Raw genomic sequence first — 14,698 nt, 5'->3', positions numbered from 1 at the left:
GGGTCAGGCGTTCATCGCGCTTGGCCCTGCATCATATTCGCTGTGGTTTGCGGCTATCGCCCAGGCGATACGCGCTATCTTGTTGGCCAGCGCACACGCTACCTTGTTGGCGTGATGGCTGCTTAACAGTTGGCGGACCCAGTCCGCCAACTGGCCTTTTTGTCGCTCCAGGTTTATCAGGTAGACCCGAGCGCACTGGATCAGCAGTCGTCGCTGATTTCGATCTCCTCGTTTGCTGATACCCAGCAGCACCGGCTTGCCGCCGGTAGTGTGCTGTTTGGGCACAAGCCCTATCGAGGCGGCGTAGTCCCGCCCGCACTTGAATTGACGACCATCGCCCAACTCCGCAGCCAGGGCGGTGGAGATGACCGGGCCAACGCAGGGGATCGTCATCAAACGATGAGCCAGGTCATCTTCAGCGGCTTGGCATTCGACCTGTCGATCCATGACCTTGAGCTTCTGGTCCAGGTAGATGAAGTGGCTGTGCAGCTCCATCAGCAGCGACTTGATGGCCGGATGAAAGGTGCAATCTTCAAGCACAACAGGCAATTCCCTGATCGATTTGTATCCGGGAGACAGGCCGATGCCGACCTCCAGGCACATCGAATGGATGCGGTTGGAAGTAGCAGTGCGGTCCTTGATGTAACTTTCACGCACTGCACCGAGCATCGCGAGCGACTGCTGCGCCTCGGACTTGGGCGCCACAAAGCGCATGCTGGGACGGCCCGCCGCCTCGCAAATAGCCTCAGCGTCGGCGTAGTCGTTTTTGTTGCTTTTGACATAGGGTCGCACGTGTTGAGCCGCGATCAGCTTGGGCTGATGCCCGAACCTGACCATCTCTCGGGCCATGAAATGCGACCCGCCACAGGCTTCCATTGCCACGATGCAGGGTGGAAGGTTGGCAAAGTACTTGGGGTATGTCTTGCGGCTGAGCTTCTTACGATGAAGCTCGTGCCCATGCTCATCATGAGCGACTACGTGGAAGGTCTGTTTTCCCAAATCAATGCTGACAATCGCTGCAGGTTTCATGGCAATGGTCTCCGATAGGTACCCGGTGAAGCGTAATGCACGATCACCGGGTAGGCGGGGGTAACCATTTCATTAGGGATTTGTGTAGATTTAATATTTATATATAAAACTACTTAGTTATTGTTTGATGAGAGCCGGCCTCGACGGGTGCGGTCATGGTCAAGCCGGTCAGCGGCACTGTTAACGCGGTGGGTATTGGCTGAGTACCTTGGCCACCGTCTCGCGCAGCGCTGCGCTGCGTTCAGTCGGGCTCGCCTGGCTACTGCGCAGGGTTTGTTCGGCGCTGCCGCGCCATACCAGCTTGCCGTCCTTGCCGTCGAACAGGTCGATCTGCAGGGTGCCGACTTGATAATCCACGGTGCGGGTTTCGACATAGGCCGGGCCGCCCCAGACACCGCCCCACTGATTGCCCCAGCCAGCCCCCCAGCCGCCGCCGTAGCCGGTGCTGATCTGCTGCTGGCGGTTATCGACGATCACCCAGGCCTGTACCTTGAGGTCGGCCGGGGTGTTGTCGGGGGCCGGGCGCAGGCCGTGTTGATCGAGCTGTTCGCTGACCGCCGTGCGCAGGCGCTGTTCGGTCAGGTCGCTGTTGATCCGTGGGTCGTCGGGGCGGTATTGCACGGCCGGCTCCTGCCAGCTCCAGCTGCGGTAGGCGGCGAAGTCGCGATTGGGGTCGAAGTCGCGATTGAGCTGGGTGGTTTGGCAGGCGCCGAGCAAGAGCAGCGCGGGAATCAGCAACAGGTGCAAACGCATGATCTAACCTCCGAAGCCCTCGGTTGAATGCACGCCGGTGCGTGCGCCCAGAGCCGTTGTGTGGGTGTATCAGCTGGGCGGGTAATTCTCCAGGGCCCGTTGCAGGGCCGCACGTAGCGCGGTGGCGCGCTCGGCCTGGCTGCCAGCGCTGAGCACTTGCGCGCTGCCGCTCCACACTGGCTGGCCGTCCTGAGCGTCGAACAGGTCGATGCGTACCACCAGCACTTCTTCCTCATAGGTGCGCACCAGTGGCGCGCTGCCCTGCAGGCCGTAGCCGTCCCAGTGGCGGCCGTGGCCGTAGTAGCCGCCGTAGTCCTCGCGGACCTGACGCATGCGCCGCTCCAGCCGCAGCTCGGTGCTGACTGCAAGGTCGCCGGCGCTGCCGGGTTGGGCCGGGCGCAGGCCGCGCTGATCAAGGGCATTGCTCAGCGCCTCCTGCACCAGAGCCGAGCTGGCCCAGGCGCTGCCTGCCGGTTGCCGGCCATCGCGCCAGGCCCAATTGCGGTAGCGCGCATAATCGCGCGCAGGCGCCGGGTAGGCGCTGAGATCCACCCGGCTGGCGGCCTGCGCCGGGGCCGGCGGCAGCGGATTGGACTGCGCCGTATAGGGATTCTGGCTCTGGCAGGCGGCCAGGCCCAGGCACAACAACAGCGCCATGCGGTTCATCAATACCTCCCTTCAGCGCGGTCGGCAGATCCAGTGCAGGTAGCGACCCAGGCCGGCAAAGCTTGGGTGGCGGCGGTAGGCCAGTTCCATTTCCAGCAGGTCGATCAGCTCGGCCTTGAGCTGAAAGTCACGGGGCATATAGTCATGGAACACGCGGATGCCACTGTGACTTTCGACCTGCCAAGACGCCTCGAGTTGCGTCGCCAGCTCGCGCGGATCGATCGGTCGCTGTGGCGTCAGGCTCTGTTTCTCACCGGCGAACTCGGCCTTGCGCAGCTTGCGGAAGTGGCCCTTGAGCAGGTTGCGGTAGATCAGCGCGTCCTTGTTGTAAAAGGCCAGCGACAACCAGCCGCCCGGTGCGCAGAGTTGGTGCAGCACGGGCAGAATGGCCGACGGTTCGGCCAGCCACTCCAGCACCGCGTGACAGATCACCAGGTCGTAGGGTTGCTCGAGCTGGCCGAGCAGTTCCTGCCAGGGCGCCTGGATAAAGGTCGCCGACTGCCCGGCGGCGGCAAAGCGCTCGCGGGCACCGGTGAGCATCGGCTCGGCCGGCTCGGCCAGAGTCACTTGATGGCCGCGCTCGGCCAGCCACAGCGACATATGGCCGAGGCCGGCGCCGACATCCAGCACCCGTAGCGGCCGGTCCGGCAGGGCTTCGGCGAGGTCGGCCTGGAGCACCGCCAGGCGAATCGCACCCTTGGCCCCGCCATAGATTTTCTCGGCGAAGCGGGTCGCCAGTTCATCGAAATGTCGATCGGTCATTTGCTGAAACGCCGTTCGCTGTCGGCCAGTTTGGCCCGTACCGCCTGTTCCATGTCGATCCCCAGTTCGCTGCACATCAGCAGCAGGTACAGCACGATATCGCCGACCTCCTGACCGGCATGCGTTAGCTGCTCGGGGGCGAGCTGGCGCGACTGGTCTTCGCTCAGCCACTGGAAAATTTCCACCAGCTCGGCCATCTCCACGCTGGCGGCCATGGCCAGGTTTTTCGGGCTGTGAAATTGCCGCCAGTCGTTCTGGTCGCGGATGGCGTGCAGGCGGGCGGTGAGTTCGGTGAGGTTCATGGGCAGCTCCTTCATGCCGCATAGCTTCGGCTGGAAGTTGCCCCCGTGCAAGCCAGCGCAGCGCCGATCCGCGCGGCATGCCGGCGAAACCCGCGGCGGGCGGCTAGTCCAGTGCTCGCCAGGTGCCGGCCATATGCGCCAGGTCGTCCTGGCCGCGCAACTGAAACTGGCCGCTGGGCGCCTTGGCGCTGGCCAGTAAGCTGAGCGAACTGGGCAGCAGCACCGGCTTCTGAAAGCACACCTGCACCTGATAGCCGGCGCTGGGTAGGCGTTCGCCCAGCTCGGCCAGGGCGCGACCCTTGTTCCACAAGCCGTGGGCGATGGCGCGGGGGAAACCGAACAGCTTGGCGGTCACGCCGAACAGGTGGATCGGGTTGTAGTCGCCGGCGATTTTCGCGTAACGCCGGCCGATGTCGCCGGGCGCCTGCCAGTGGGCGATGGTGGTCAGCGGCAGTTCGGCTAGCTCTTCGCGGGTGGCCAGCGGACCTTCGAGGTGCACGGCGCGGCAGAGGATGCGGCTATCGCCTTGCCAGAGCAGGCCGAGCTGGTCTTCCAGGCGGGTGATCAGGCTGAACTGCGCGCCCTTTTCATGGGCCTGCAGGTTCTCCACCTGCACGCTGACATTGAACGGTCCCAGGCCGCCCAGCGGGCGCAGCACACGAATCTGATTCTCCAGGTGAACCAGGCCGAGCAGGGGGAAGGGGAAGCGCTTGTCGGTCAGCAACTGCAGCTGCAGGGCGAAGGCCAGCAGGTGCGGATAGGTCGGCGGCAGCAGACCATTGTCGGCGAAGCCGCAAATCTGCCGGTAACGCGCCAGGTGCTCGGGGTCGACGCTGACCTGGCAGCGCAGACCATGGCTCGGCAGGGTTTTGCCGGTGACGCTGCGGCGCAGCAGGGCGCGCGCGAACAGGCCAGGCAGGGCCGATGGGGCGAGCAGATCGTGCCAGTCGTGGGTCATGCGTGAACTCCTCTGGGTGAGCAAGCCCGGTGGGCAAGCGCTGGGGCGGATGACGGCGCATCAGGCCCCCAGCAGACTTTGTCCACAGACTCGCAGCACTTGTCCGCTTAGCGCGCCGGAGCCGGGTTGGGCAAACCAGGCCACGGCTTCGGCGACGTCCTGGGGCAGGCCGCCCTGGCCCATGGAATTCATCCGCCGGCCGGCCTCGCGCAGGGTGAAGGGGATGGCGGCGGTCATCTGGGTTTCGATGAAGCCGGGCGCCACCGCGTTGATGCTGATGCCGCGCTTGCCCAGTGCCGGTGCCAGGGCCTGAGTCAGGCCGATCACCCCGGCCTTGCTGGTGGCGTAATTGCTCTGGCCGAGGTTGCCGGCGATGCCGCTGATCGAAGCGATCAGCACCACGCGACCGTTGTCCTGCAGGGTGCCGGCATCCAGCAGCGCCTGGGTCAGCAGTTGCGGGGCCTTGAGATTGACGTCGATCACCGAGTTCCAGAAGCCATCGCTCATCTTCGCCAGGGTCTTGTCGCGGGTGATGCCGGCGTTATGCACGACGATGTCCACGCCATCGGCCAGGGCCGCGACCAGTTGCGCAGGCGCGTCCTCGGCGCAGATGTCCAGCGCCACGCCGCGCCCGCCCAGGCGTGCGGCCAGCGCGTCGAGGGCGGCTTTGACCGCCGGCACGTCCAGCAGCACGACCTCGGCGCCGTCACGCGCCAGGGTCTCGGCAATCGCCGCGCCGATGCCGCGCGAGGCGCCGGTGACCAGGGCCTTCTTGCCGGCGAGTGGGCGGGTCCAGTCCTTGACCTGTTCGCTGCAGCGGCCGAGGCGCACCACCTGGCCGGACACGTAGGCACTCTTGGGCGAGAGGAAGAAGCGCAATGCGCCTTCCAGTTGATCCTCGGCGCCCTTGCCGACATAGATCAGCTGGACGCTGCCGCCGTGGCGGATCTCCTTGCCCAGCGAGCGGCTGAAGCCTTCCAGCGAGCGCTGCACGCTGGCCGCTATCGGGTCTTTCAACGACTCCGGGGCGCGTCCCAGCAGTACCACGCGTGGGCAATTAGCCAGGCCCTTGAAGGTCGGCTGGAAGAAATCGCGCAGCTCGATCAGTTGTTCAAAACGAGTCAGGCCGCTGGCATCGAACACCAATGCCTTGAGCTTTGGCCCATGCTCGGCGGTCCAGCGCGGCAGCGCGTACTGCCCCTCGTGAGCCGCGTACACGGCATCGCTAAGTTTATCGGCGAAGGACACTACGGCCTGGCCCAGCGCGCCCGCGCCGCCGAGCAGCAGGGCGCCGTCGATCGGCCGTGTGCGTCCGCTGCGCCAGCGCTCCAGGGGCAAGGGTGCGGGCAGGCCGAGAGTTTTGACCAGGCGGCGGCCAGCTGATGAGTTGGCGAAGGCGAGATATCGATCGGACATGGAACGGGCTCCAGGTTGCTGACTCCAAGTGTGGACCACGCCACTCGGCGGCGGGTTGCAGGGTTGCTGAATCGAGTGCTGTGATTTATAGGCGCTAGCAGGCCGTTGAAAAACTACCTGCGTTGGCAATACTGCGTTAAAAACAGGCTCGGAATGCTCATTTACAGCTCGTAAACTGCGCTTCCTCGCCTGTTTTTGTCTTGTCTTGCCTGCCTCGCCTACGTTTTTCAACGGCCTGCGAGTGGCCTGTACGGTTAGTTGCTTAACCCAAGTTCGGATGACTGGGGTCCAGAGGCAAGGCGCTGTGACGAGTCATAGCGGGCTATGGTGAGGAGCAGCAACGCAGCATCAGGGCTTCAGGCGCCGAAATTGACTAAGTGAACTAGCCACACAGGCCACTAGGCTAGCCTTGTGGCTAGCTCATTCATTTTGCAAGGAGTCCAGCATGACCCAGCTGCGTCGCGTCGCCATCGTCGGCGGCAACCGCATTCCCTTCGCCCGCTCCAATGCGGCCTACGCCACGGCAAGCAATCAGGAGATGCTGACCAGCGCCCTGGAAGGCCTGATCGAGCGCTTCAACCTGCATGGCGAGCGCATGGGCGAGGTGGTCGCCGGCGCGGTGCTCAAGCATTCGCGCGACTTCAACCTGACGCGCGAATGCGTGCTCGGCTCGCGTCTGGCGGCGCAAACCCCGGCCTATGACCTGCAACAAGCCTGTGGCACCGGTCTGGAGGCGGCCTTGCTGGTGGCCAACAAGATCGCCCTCGGGCAGATCGAGTGCGGCATTGCCGGCGGGGTGGACACCACCTCCGATGCGCCAATCGGGGTCAGCGAAGGGCTACGGCAGGTTCTCCTGGAGGCCAATCGCGGCAAGACCACCGGTGACAAGCTGAAGGCCCTGCTCAAGCTGCGTCCGCGTCATCTGCTACCGTCGCTGCCGCGCAACAGCGAGCCGCGCACCGGGTTGTCGATGGGCGAGCACTGCGAGCTGATGGCGCAAACCTGGGCCATCCCGCGTGATGAGCAGGACCTGCTGGCCGTCGCCAGCCACCAGAAGCTGGCCGCGGCCTATGCCGAAGGCTGGCACAGCGACCTGATCACGCCCTTCAATGGCCTGACCCGCGACCAGAACCTGCGCCCGGACATCGATCTCGCCAAGCTCGCCAGCCTCAAGCCGGTGTTCGCGCGGGGCCCGCGCGGCACCCTGACCGCCGCCAATTCCACCCCGCTGACCGATGGCGCATCGCTGGTGCTGCTGGCCAGCGAAGACTGGGCCAAGGCCCGTGGCCTGCCGGTTCTCGCCTACCTCAGGGATGGCGAAGCGGCGGCGGTGGACTTCGTCAACGGCGCCGAAGGCCTGCTAATGGCGCCGGTCTATGCCGTGCCACGCCTGCTGGCGCGCAATAACCTGAGCCTGCAGGACTTCGACTACTACGAGATCCACGAAGCCTTCGCCGCGCAGGTGCTCTGCACCCTCAAGGCCTGGGAAGACGCCGAGTACTGCAAGACCCGCCTGGGTTTGAGCCAGCCAATGGGCGCCATCGACCGCAGCAAGATGAACGTCAAGGGCAGCTCGCTGGCCGCCGGTCACCCTTTCGCCGCCACCGGCGGGCGCATTGTCGCCAACCTGGCTAAATTGCTCGCCGTGGCAGGTGAGGGCCGCGGCCTGATCTCGATCTGCGCCGCTGGCGGTCAGGGGGTTACGGCTATCCTGGAGCGCTGAAACCGTTAGGTGCTATGGGGTGGGTAGGATGCAGTCGAGCGAAGCGATACCCATCGGCTTACGTAGGTGGGAGTTTTTTCATACGCTTTTAGTCGAGGAGGTGGATGCGGATATCGCTGAGGCCCACTTCATCGGCCCGGCGATCCAGGCTGGAACGCAGGTTTTGCTCCCAGGGGGCGTCTTCCACCATGCGTAGCCCGTCGGTGTGCTTGTGCAGCAGAAGTAGGCGCACCTGATCGAGGGTGGGTTCGTCGAATTCGTCGAGAGTGAGGGCGTCGGGGTGACCGTTGATGCGGTAGTCGACTTGGTAGTGCTTCAATTCATGCATGGTGGGATTCTCCTAGGTTCCTTTTAGTTCGGACAACCGAATCGGCTGCGATTTCCCTGGATGATTCAGCCCGCCTCGGGTTCGGGTGTGTGGCTGCCGGCTCGTTCGCCTTCCAGCAGCGCCGCCTTGCGCGCCAGCCCCCAGCGGTAGCCGCTGAGCGCGCCGTCGGCGCCGATCACCCGATGGCACGGTATCAGCAGGCCCAGCGGGTTACTCGCGCAGGCCCGGGCCACGGCTCGCGGGTGGCTGTCGATGCTGGCGGCCAGTTCGCCATAGCAGCGGGTCTGGCCGGCGGGGATTTGTCGCAGCGCGCGCCACACCTGTTGCTGAAACACCGTGCCGCGCAAGTCCAGCGGCAGTTGTGCGGCGCGCTGTGGGGTTTCGATTTGATTGATGATCTGCTGCAGCCAGTTGCCCAGGCCGGCATCGTCGCGTTGCAGGTGGGCGGCGGCGAAGCGCTGGCGCAACTCGCTTTCCACGTCCTCGGGGTTGTCGCCGAACAGCAGGGCGCAGACGCCCTTGGCGCTGCTGGCCAGTAGTAGCTGGCCGAGCGGGCAGGCGGCGATGGCATAGCGCAGGGTTTCGCCGGGGGCCTGGCGACGGCGTTGCGCGGGGCTCAAACCATCGCGGTGTTGATAAAGCGCCCTGGTGTCGGAGTAGCCGGCGGCCAGCGCGGCATCCAGCACGGACTCGGCCTGCGCCAAGCTGGCCTCCAGCTGCGCGCGACGCTGGGCATTGGCCCAGGCCTTTGGCGTCAGTCCGGTGCGCGCCTTGAACGCGCGAGCCAGGTGCGAGGGCGATAGGCCGATGCGCGCGGCGAGCTGTTCGAGGGTGGGTGTTTTGTCCTGTTCGACCAGCAGGCGGCAGGCGGCGGCGACCAGTTGATCGAGCTGTTCGGCCGGACTGATGCCCTGCGGGGAGCAGCGTTTGCACGGGCGAAACCCTGCCGCTTCGGCGCTCGCCGGGGTGGCATGAAAGCTGACGTTTTCGCGTCGCGGTCGCCGCGCCGGGCAGCTCGGTCGGCAGTAGATACCGGTGGAGCGCACGGCGAAGACGAACTGGTTATCGCGCGCGGCATCGCGCGCGCAGACGGCTTGCCAGCAAAGGTCGGTGTCGAGCATGGCGCGGCTCCGCAGGATGATGAGTCGATTGTCGACCCTTGCGCCGAGTACGCCAATGCGAATTGCGCTTTCAAATCTGCCGTTGAATGTCTGGATGTTCAGTGTCTGCGCCACATTTATTGGTTCGCTAATGGACACATGGCGCTCCGTGGGCTGGGCGCTGCCCGAGGATTGCCGTATAACGGGCGGTATATGCGAATAGGGCAACACAGGACCCCAGATTAAAGCTAATGAAGACGCCAAAACGTATTGAACCCCTGGTCGAGGCTGGTCTGGTCGACGAAGTGATGCGCCCACTGATGAGTGGCAAGGAAGCCGAAGTGTACGTGGTGCGCTGCGGTGATGAGCTGCGCTGCGCCAAGGTCTACAAAGAGGCCAATAAGCGCAGTTTTCGGCAGGCAGCGGTCTATCAGGAAGGCCGTAAAGTGCGCAGCAGCCGTGATACGCGGGCCATGACCAAAGGCACCAAGTACGGCCGCAAGGGCCAGGAAGACTCCTGGCAGAACGCCGAAGTGGCCGCCTTGTTCCATCTGGCCGGCGCCGGGGTGCGGGTGCCCAAGCCTTACGACTTTCTCGAGGGTGTGCTGCTCATGGAGCTGGTCCTCGACTATGACGGCGCCGTTGCACCGCGCCTCAATGATGTCGACCTGCACCCGGATGATGCCCGCGAATACCATGCCTTCATGATCGGTGAAGTGGTCAAGATGCTCTGCGCCGGCCTGGTGCATGGCGACTTGTCCGAGTTCAACGTACTGCTAGGTCCTGAAGGCCCGGTGATCATCGACCTGCCCCAGGCAGTCGATGCCGCTGCCAATAGCCATGCCTTCAGCATGCTCGAGCGCGATGTCGGCAACATGTCCGCCTACTTCGGCCAGTTCGCCCCGGAACTCAAGTTCAGCAAGTACGCCAAGGAAATGTGGGCATTGTACGAGGTCGGCGAGCTGACTCCAGACAGCCTGTTGACCGGCGAGTTCGACGACCCGGAAGAGGCCGCCGATATCGATGCGGTGATGCGCGAGATCAAGGCCACCCTGGCCGAAGAAGCGCGTCGGCTGGCGCTGCTCGATGCCGAAGACGCCCCTTCCGGTGAGGAACCGCCGCCGCCCTGGGCGCAGTAGTCGCCGCACGCTAGGCGAGGGTTGAGGCGCGAGCCGTTGCAGCCCGACTTCTTCCATCCAGCATGGCGATCACCGCCATGCTGGATGAAAATAGCGCCCCCTACAGACGTGCCACCTGGAAGGTATCGCAACGGCCGATCTGGCCTTGTTCGAAGCCGAGCGTGAACCAGCGCACGCGCTGCGCCGAGGTGCCGTGGGTGAAGGAGTCCGGCACCACCTGGCCGCGCGCCTGTTTCTGCAAACGGTCATCGCCGATGGCATTGGCGGCGTTCAGTGCTTCCTCCAGGTCGCCCGGTTCCAGCCAGTCGAGGCGGCGCTGGGCATGATGGGCCCAGATCCCGGCCAGGCAATCGGCCTGCAGTTCCTGGCGTACCAGCAGACCGTTGTCGCCCTCCATGCGTTCACCGCGTTGCCGTGCCGCATTTACCTTGGCCGATACACCGAGCAGGGTCTGTACGTGATGCCCCACTTCATGGGCGATCACATAGGCCTGGGCGAAGTCGCCAGCTGCGCCGAAGCGTTGTTCCAGTTCACGGAAGAACGCCATATCCAGGTAGACCCGCTGATCGCCGGGGCAGTAGAAGGGGCGACCGCCGAACTGGCGAAGCCACAGGCCGAATTGATCCCGCCACGAAACAGCACCAGGGTCGGGTCGCGGTATTGGCGCTTGGCGCTCTGGAATATTTCGCGCCAGGTGTCCTCGGTATCGCCGAGGATGGCGCGGACGAACTCCGCCTGTTCGTCGTTGACGGCCGGGGGCGCGCTGCGCTGCTGGCCGAGCGAACTGGTCTGGGTGGCCTGGCCGGCCAGCTGGCCGAGGATCTGCAGCGGATCCTGGCCCATCAGCAAACCGATGATCACCACGGCAGCGATGCCGCCGAGGCTCAAGCCCTTGGCCCCGCCAAACCGTGTGCCGCCACTGCGGCCGCGCGCATCCACTACGTTGTCGCTGCGTCTTGCCCGTTTCCAGCGCATTGCCCGGCTCCCTTGGCCATCTGCAGGCCTTCAGTGTCGTTGCTCATCGGGGCGGGCGCCAGTGGCGCCGTCAGTTGCCTGGGTAGGTGCTGAGCGTGCGTTGCTTGCCCTGCCGGTCCAGGCCGATGACTTGGTAGGCCTGTTGGCGGTCACCCATCTCCATACCCGGTGAGCCGGTCGGCATACCCGGCACGGCGGCGCCGAGTAGATCAGGCTGCTGGCGCAGTTTGAGGATGTCGGCCGCGGGCACGTGGCCTTCGACGAATTTACCGTCGATCACCCCGGTGTGGCACGAGGCCAGGCGTGGCGGGACGCCTAGACGCTGCTTGACCGCGCTCATGTCGCTTTCGACGTGGTCGATGACGTTGAAGCCGTTCTCCTGCAGATGGCTGATCCAGGCCTTGCAGCAGCCGCAATTGGCGTCGCGGTGCACGTCGATGTCGATCGGCTCGGCGGCCTGGGCGAGGCCGGCGAAGAGGCCGGCGATAAGGATTAACGGACGCATGCAGGAACTCCCCTGTGGATTGTTGGCCGAGCATAACGCTGTCCGGGCAGGGGGCCAAATCAGCGGCTGTATCCGGATCTGTCCTGGGCAGCCTATGCTGCGCGGACGATTATTGGGGAAAGGGAGCTGGCGATGCTGTTTGCACGGGTGATTCTGGTTATTCAGATGGTGGCGCTGGCCGGTTTGGGCCTGGCCTATTTCGTCCGTCCCCATGAGATGGCCAACCTCAGTGGCATGCTGCTGATGGCGCCTGCCGCGGCGACCGATGTGCGCGCCTATTACGGCGGCTTGCAGATCGGCCTGGCGACATTCCTGGCGTTGGCCCTCAGTCGTCTCGATCTGACCCGCGCCGCTTTGACCCTGATGGTGCTGCTCTACAGCTCGCTGGCGCTGGCGCGCATCGGCGGCCTGTGGCTGGACGGCGGCGCCCAGCAGACCTTCAATCTGCTGGCATTGCTGGTTGAGGTGGTGTCCGCCGGGCTGGCTTTCTGGGCATTGCGTGGGCTGTCGCGGCTATAGCGCGAGGCCGGCGATGTGCTCTGGCGCTGCGCGGTTGCACTGTGAACAGGTTATCTTCGCGCCGCGCGAGCGGGCTGCAAGGGCGCCGCTGCCCTCATTACCTGATGGACCCCTAAGGATAAGCAATGCTTGAGTTGGCTGCGGCATTCATCTGCCTGACGACGCTGATGACCTACGTCAGCTACCGCTTCACCAATCTACCGCCGGCGATCGGGGTCATGGCGACTGCCTTGATCTTCTCGCTGGTGCTGCATGGGGTGACCCTGGCAGGCTACCCGGTGCTTGAGGATCAGGTTGGCGACATGCTCCGGCAGATGTCATTCCAGAGCCTGTTGATGGACTGGATGCTGTCGTTCCTGCTGTTCGCCGGGGCCCTGCATGTCAAACTTGACGACCTGCACAGCTATAAGTGGCCGATCGGCTTGCTGGCCACCGTGGGAGTGCTGCTCTCGACGCTGATGATTGCCGGCATGGCCTACTGGATGTTGGCGCTGTTTGGTTGGTCGGTGAGTTTCCTCTATTGCCTGCTGTTCGGTGCGCTGATCTCGCCAACCGACCCGATTGCGGTGCTGGGCATACTGCGCAGCGCGGGGGCGCCGAAGCCGCTGGAAACCACCATCGTCGGCGAGAGTCTCTTCAACGACGGTACCGCCGTGGTGCTGTTCACCGTGCTGCTGACCGTCGCCCTGCAGGGGCAGGCGCCTTCGGCGCTGGGCATTGTCGAACTGTTCGCCACCGAGGCGCTGGGTGGCATCGCTCTGGGACTGCTGCTGGGCTACGGCGTCTACCTGATGATGCGTTCGATCGACCAGTATCAGGTCGAGGTGATGTTGTCGTTGGCCCTGGTCATCGGTGGTTCTGCACTGGCGGCGGGCGCCCATGTCTCGGCGCCGATCGCCATGGTCGTGGCCGGGCTGATCATCGGCAACATGGGTCGCAGCTATGGCATGTCCGATCAGACCCGGCTGTATGTCGACAAATTCTGGGAATTGATCGACGAGATGCTCAACGCCTTCCTGTTTGCCTTGATGGGCCTGGAAATCCTGCTGTTGCCCTTCTCCTGGCTGAATGTCGCGGCGGGCATCTTGATGGCCCTGCTGGTGCTGGGCGCGCGCATCGTGACCATCGCTCCGGCCATCCTCCTGCTGCGCCGCCTGCCGAAATCAGGTGACGGCATTCCCGCGGGGGCGATTCGCATCCTCTCTTGGGGCGGGTTGCGCGGTGGCATTTCGGTCGCCTTGGCGCTGTCCCTGCCGATTGGCCCTGAGCGCGACCTGCTGTTGAGCATCACCTACGTCATCGTCCTCGGTTCGATCCTGATCCAGGGGCTGACCATCGGGCCGCTGGTGAAGAAGATCTACCACGACAAGACGGCTACCGCAGACGATTGAAGTGGCTGGCCGCGGCTAGGTCGGGCGGCGCTTAGCGCCGCTCCAGCAGCACACCCGACTCCATGTGGTGGGTGTAGGGAAACTGGTCGAACAGGGCGCAGCGCGTGACCTGGTGGGTATCGCTGAGCTGGGCGATGTTGGCGGCCAGGGTCTCGGGGTTGCAGGAGATGTAGAGGATGCGCTCGAAGCGCCGGGTCAGTTCGCAGGTGTCCGGGTCCATACCGGCGCGCGGCGGGTCGACGAACACGCTGCCGAACTGATAGCTCTTCAGGTCGATGCCGGCCAGGCGGCGGAACGGCCGCACGTCGTTGAGGGCTTCGGTCAGCTCCTCGGCGGACAGGCGTACCAGGGTGACGTTGTCCACGGCGTTGTCGGCCAGGTTGGCCAGGGCGGCATTTACCGAGGATTTGCTGATCTCGGTGGCCAGCACCTTGCGCACCCGAGTGGCCAGCGGCAGGGTGAAGTTGCCGTTGCCGCAATACAGCTCCAGCAGGTCGTCGTCGCGCTGGCCCAATGCGTCGTAGGCCCAGCCGAGCATCTTCTGATTGACCTCACCGTTGGGCTGGGTGAAGGCGCCTTCCGGCTGGCGATAACGGAAGCGGCGACCGGCCACCTGCATTTCTTCCTCGACGAAATCCTTGCCGATGACGATACGCTTGCCGCGCGAACGGCCGACGATATTAACCTGCAGTTCGGCGGCCAACTGTTCCGCCGCAACCTGCCAGGCTGCGTCCAGCGGGCGGTGGTAACACAGGGTGATCAGCGCATCGCCACTCAGGGTGGTGAGAAATTCGACCTGGAACAGCTTGAAACTCAGCACCTCGCTGGCCTGCCAGGCCGCTTTCAGCTTCGGCATCAGGGCATTGATCTGCAGGCTGGCGATGGGGAAGTCTTCGAAGAAGATCGGCGTGTACTTGTCACCGGCCTCGAACATCGCGTAATGGCGGGTGCCGTCTTCGCGCCACAGGCGAAATTCTGCGCGCAGGCGGTAATGCTCGCGTGGCGATTCGAACACCTCCGGCTCGGGGGCCTCGAAGGGCGCCAGCAGCTCGACCAGGCGGGCTTTCTTTTCGGCGAGCTGAGCGGCATAGGTGCTGGGATCGAACTGGAGACGGCTCATGGATTACTTGGG

The 14,698-nt window shown here is 64.5% G+C and carries 15 protein-coding genes and 1 pseudogene; 4 read left to right on the top strand and 12 right to left on the bottom strand.

Annotated elements, in window-relative coordinates; translation table 11 throughout:
• Positions 1-3: 3 nt before the first annotated feature.
• The 7 genes from VCJ09_RS20440 to VCJ09_RS20410 form a co-directional block, all read right to left on the bottom strand.
• The gene (locus VCJ09_RS20440) at positions 4-1,029 is read right to left on the bottom strand and encodes an IS110 family RNA-guided transposase (RefSeq protein ID WP_324731877.1); all 1,026 of its coding nucleotides are present in this window, start codon (positions 1,027-1,029) and stop codon (positions 4-6) included.
• Between the two features lie 180 nt (positions 1,030-1,209).
• Complete coding sequence (locus VCJ09_RS20435) at positions 1,210-1,782, bottom strand: DUF4136 domain-containing protein (protein WP_324731876.1); 573 nt, start codon at positions 1,780-1,782, stop codon at positions 1,210-1,212.
• A gap of 69 nt (positions 1,783-1,851) precedes the next feature.
• On the bottom strand, positions 1,852-2,448 hold the full coding sequence (locus VCJ09_RS20430; RefSeq protein WP_324731875.1) for a DUF4136 domain-containing protein: 597 nt from the start codon (positions 2,446-2,448) through the stop codon (positions 1,852-1,854).
• Positions 2,449-2,460: 12 nt separating this feature from the next.
• On the bottom strand, positions 2,461-3,210 hold the full coding sequence (locus tag VCJ09_RS20425) for a methyltransferase (protein ID WP_324731874.1): 750 nt from the start codon (positions 3,208-3,210) through the stop codon (positions 2,461-2,463).
• Positions 3,207-3,512: a nucleotide pyrophosphohydrolase gene (locus VCJ09_RS20420; protein WP_324731873.1), complete on the bottom strand. Its 306-nt coding sequence runs from the start codon at positions 3,510-3,512 to the stop codon at positions 3,207-3,209. Before VCJ09_RS20420 ends, VCJ09_RS20425 begins: the two co-directional genes overlap by 4 nt.
• A 103-nt stretch (positions 3,513-3,615) precedes the next feature.
• Complete coding sequence (locus tag VCJ09_RS20415; RefSeq protein WP_324731872.1) at positions 3,616-4,470, bottom strand: MaoC/PaaZ C-terminal domain-containing protein; 855 nt, start codon at positions 4,468-4,470, stop codon at positions 3,616-3,618.
• Positions 4,471-4,530: 60 nt separating this feature from the next.
• A complete protein-coding gene (locus tag VCJ09_RS20410; RefSeq protein WP_324731871.1) occupies positions 4,531-5,886 on the bottom strand; it encodes a 3-oxoacyl-ACP reductase in 1,356 nt (451 codons plus the stop codon).
• Between the two features lie 445 nt (positions 5,887-6,331).
• Here VCJ09_RS20410 and VCJ09_RS20405 point away from each other — a divergent pair, with 445 nt between their 5' ends.
• Positions 6,332-7,609, top strand: coding sequence for an acetyl-CoA C-acetyltransferase (locus VCJ09_RS20405; RefSeq protein WP_324731870.1), 1,278 nt, complete (start codon positions 6,332-6,334; stop codon positions 7,607-7,609).
• Positions 7,610-7,697: 88 nt separating this feature from the next.
• On the opposite strand, the gene VCJ09_RS20400 is transcribed toward VCJ09_RS20405, so the two are convergent.
• Together VCJ09_RS20400 and ada are read right to left on the bottom strand one after the other, a co-directional pair.
• Positions 7,698-7,937, bottom strand: a complete 240-nt coding sequence (locus VCJ09_RS20400; RefSeq protein WP_324731869.1) for a hypothetical protein — start codon at positions 7,935-7,937, stop codon at positions 7,698-7,700.
• A 65-nt stretch (positions 7,938-8,002) separates the two neighbouring features.
• Positions 8,003-9,058: a bifunctional DNA-binding transcriptional regulator/O6-methylguanine-DNA methyltransferase Ada gene (ada, locus tag VCJ09_RS20395; RefSeq protein ID WP_324731868.1), complete on the bottom strand. Its 1,056-nt coding sequence runs from the start codon at positions 9,056-9,058 to the stop codon at positions 8,003-8,005.
• Between the two features lie 230 nt (positions 9,059-9,288).
• On the opposite strand from ada, the gene VCJ09_RS20390 reads away from it, so the two are divergent.
• The gene (locus VCJ09_RS20390) at positions 9,289-10,176 is read left to right on the top strand and encodes a PA4780 family RIO1-like protein kinase (protein ID WP_079203253.1); all 888 of its coding nucleotides are present in this window, start codon (positions 9,289-9,291) and stop codon (positions 10,174-10,176) included.
• A 100-nt stretch (positions 10,177-10,276) separates the two neighbouring features.
• On the opposite strand, the pseudogene ypfJ reads toward VCJ09_RS20390, so the two are convergent.
• Both ypfJ and VCJ09_RS20380 read right to left on the bottom strand, forming a co-directional pair.
• A pseudogene (ypfJ, locus tag VCJ09_RS20385) lies at positions 10,277-11,151 on the bottom strand (KPN_02809 family neutral zinc metallopeptidase).
• 70 nt (positions 11,152-11,221) lie between these two features.
• Entirely contained in the window at positions 11,222-11,656 is a 435-nt protein-coding gene (locus tag VCJ09_RS20380; protein ID WP_324731867.1) for a DUF411 domain-containing protein, read from the bottom strand.
• A gap of 132 nt (positions 11,657-11,788) precedes the next feature.
• Between VCJ09_RS20380 and VCJ09_RS20375 the strand changes: the two genes are divergently transcribed.
• Both VCJ09_RS20375 and VCJ09_RS20370 read left to right on the top strand, forming a co-directional pair.
• On the top strand, positions 11,789-12,175 hold the full coding sequence (locus VCJ09_RS20375; RefSeq protein ID WP_324731866.1) for a DUF4345 domain-containing protein: 387 nt from the start codon (positions 11,789-11,791) through the stop codon (positions 12,173-12,175).
• A gap of 125 nt (positions 12,176-12,300) precedes the next feature.
• Positions 12,301-13,566, top strand: coding sequence for a cation:proton antiporter (locus VCJ09_RS20370; protein ID WP_324731865.1), 1,266 nt, complete (start codon positions 12,301-12,303; stop codon positions 13,564-13,566).
• 31 nt (positions 13,567-13,597) lie between these two features.
• Here the strand turns inward: VCJ09_RS20370 and trmA are convergent, their stop codons facing one another.
• The gene (trmA, locus tag VCJ09_RS20365) at positions 13,598-14,686 is read right to left on the bottom strand and encodes a tRNA (uridine(54)-C5)-methyltransferase TrmA (RefSeq protein WP_324731864.1); all 1,089 of its coding nucleotides are present in this window, start codon (positions 14,684-14,686) and stop codon (positions 13,598-13,600) included.
• Between the last annotated feature and the right edge of the window lie 12 nt (positions 14,687-14,698).

It is taken from the genome of Pseudomonas paeninsulae, assembly GCF_035621475.1.
GTDB lineage: Bacteria > Pseudomonadota > Gammaproteobacteria > Pseudomonadales > Pseudomonadaceae > Aquipseudomonas > Aquipseudomonas paeninsulae.
The sequence above is the reverse complement of the archived record's forward strand: the minus strand, read 5'-3'. Positions and strand labels throughout refer to the sequence as shown.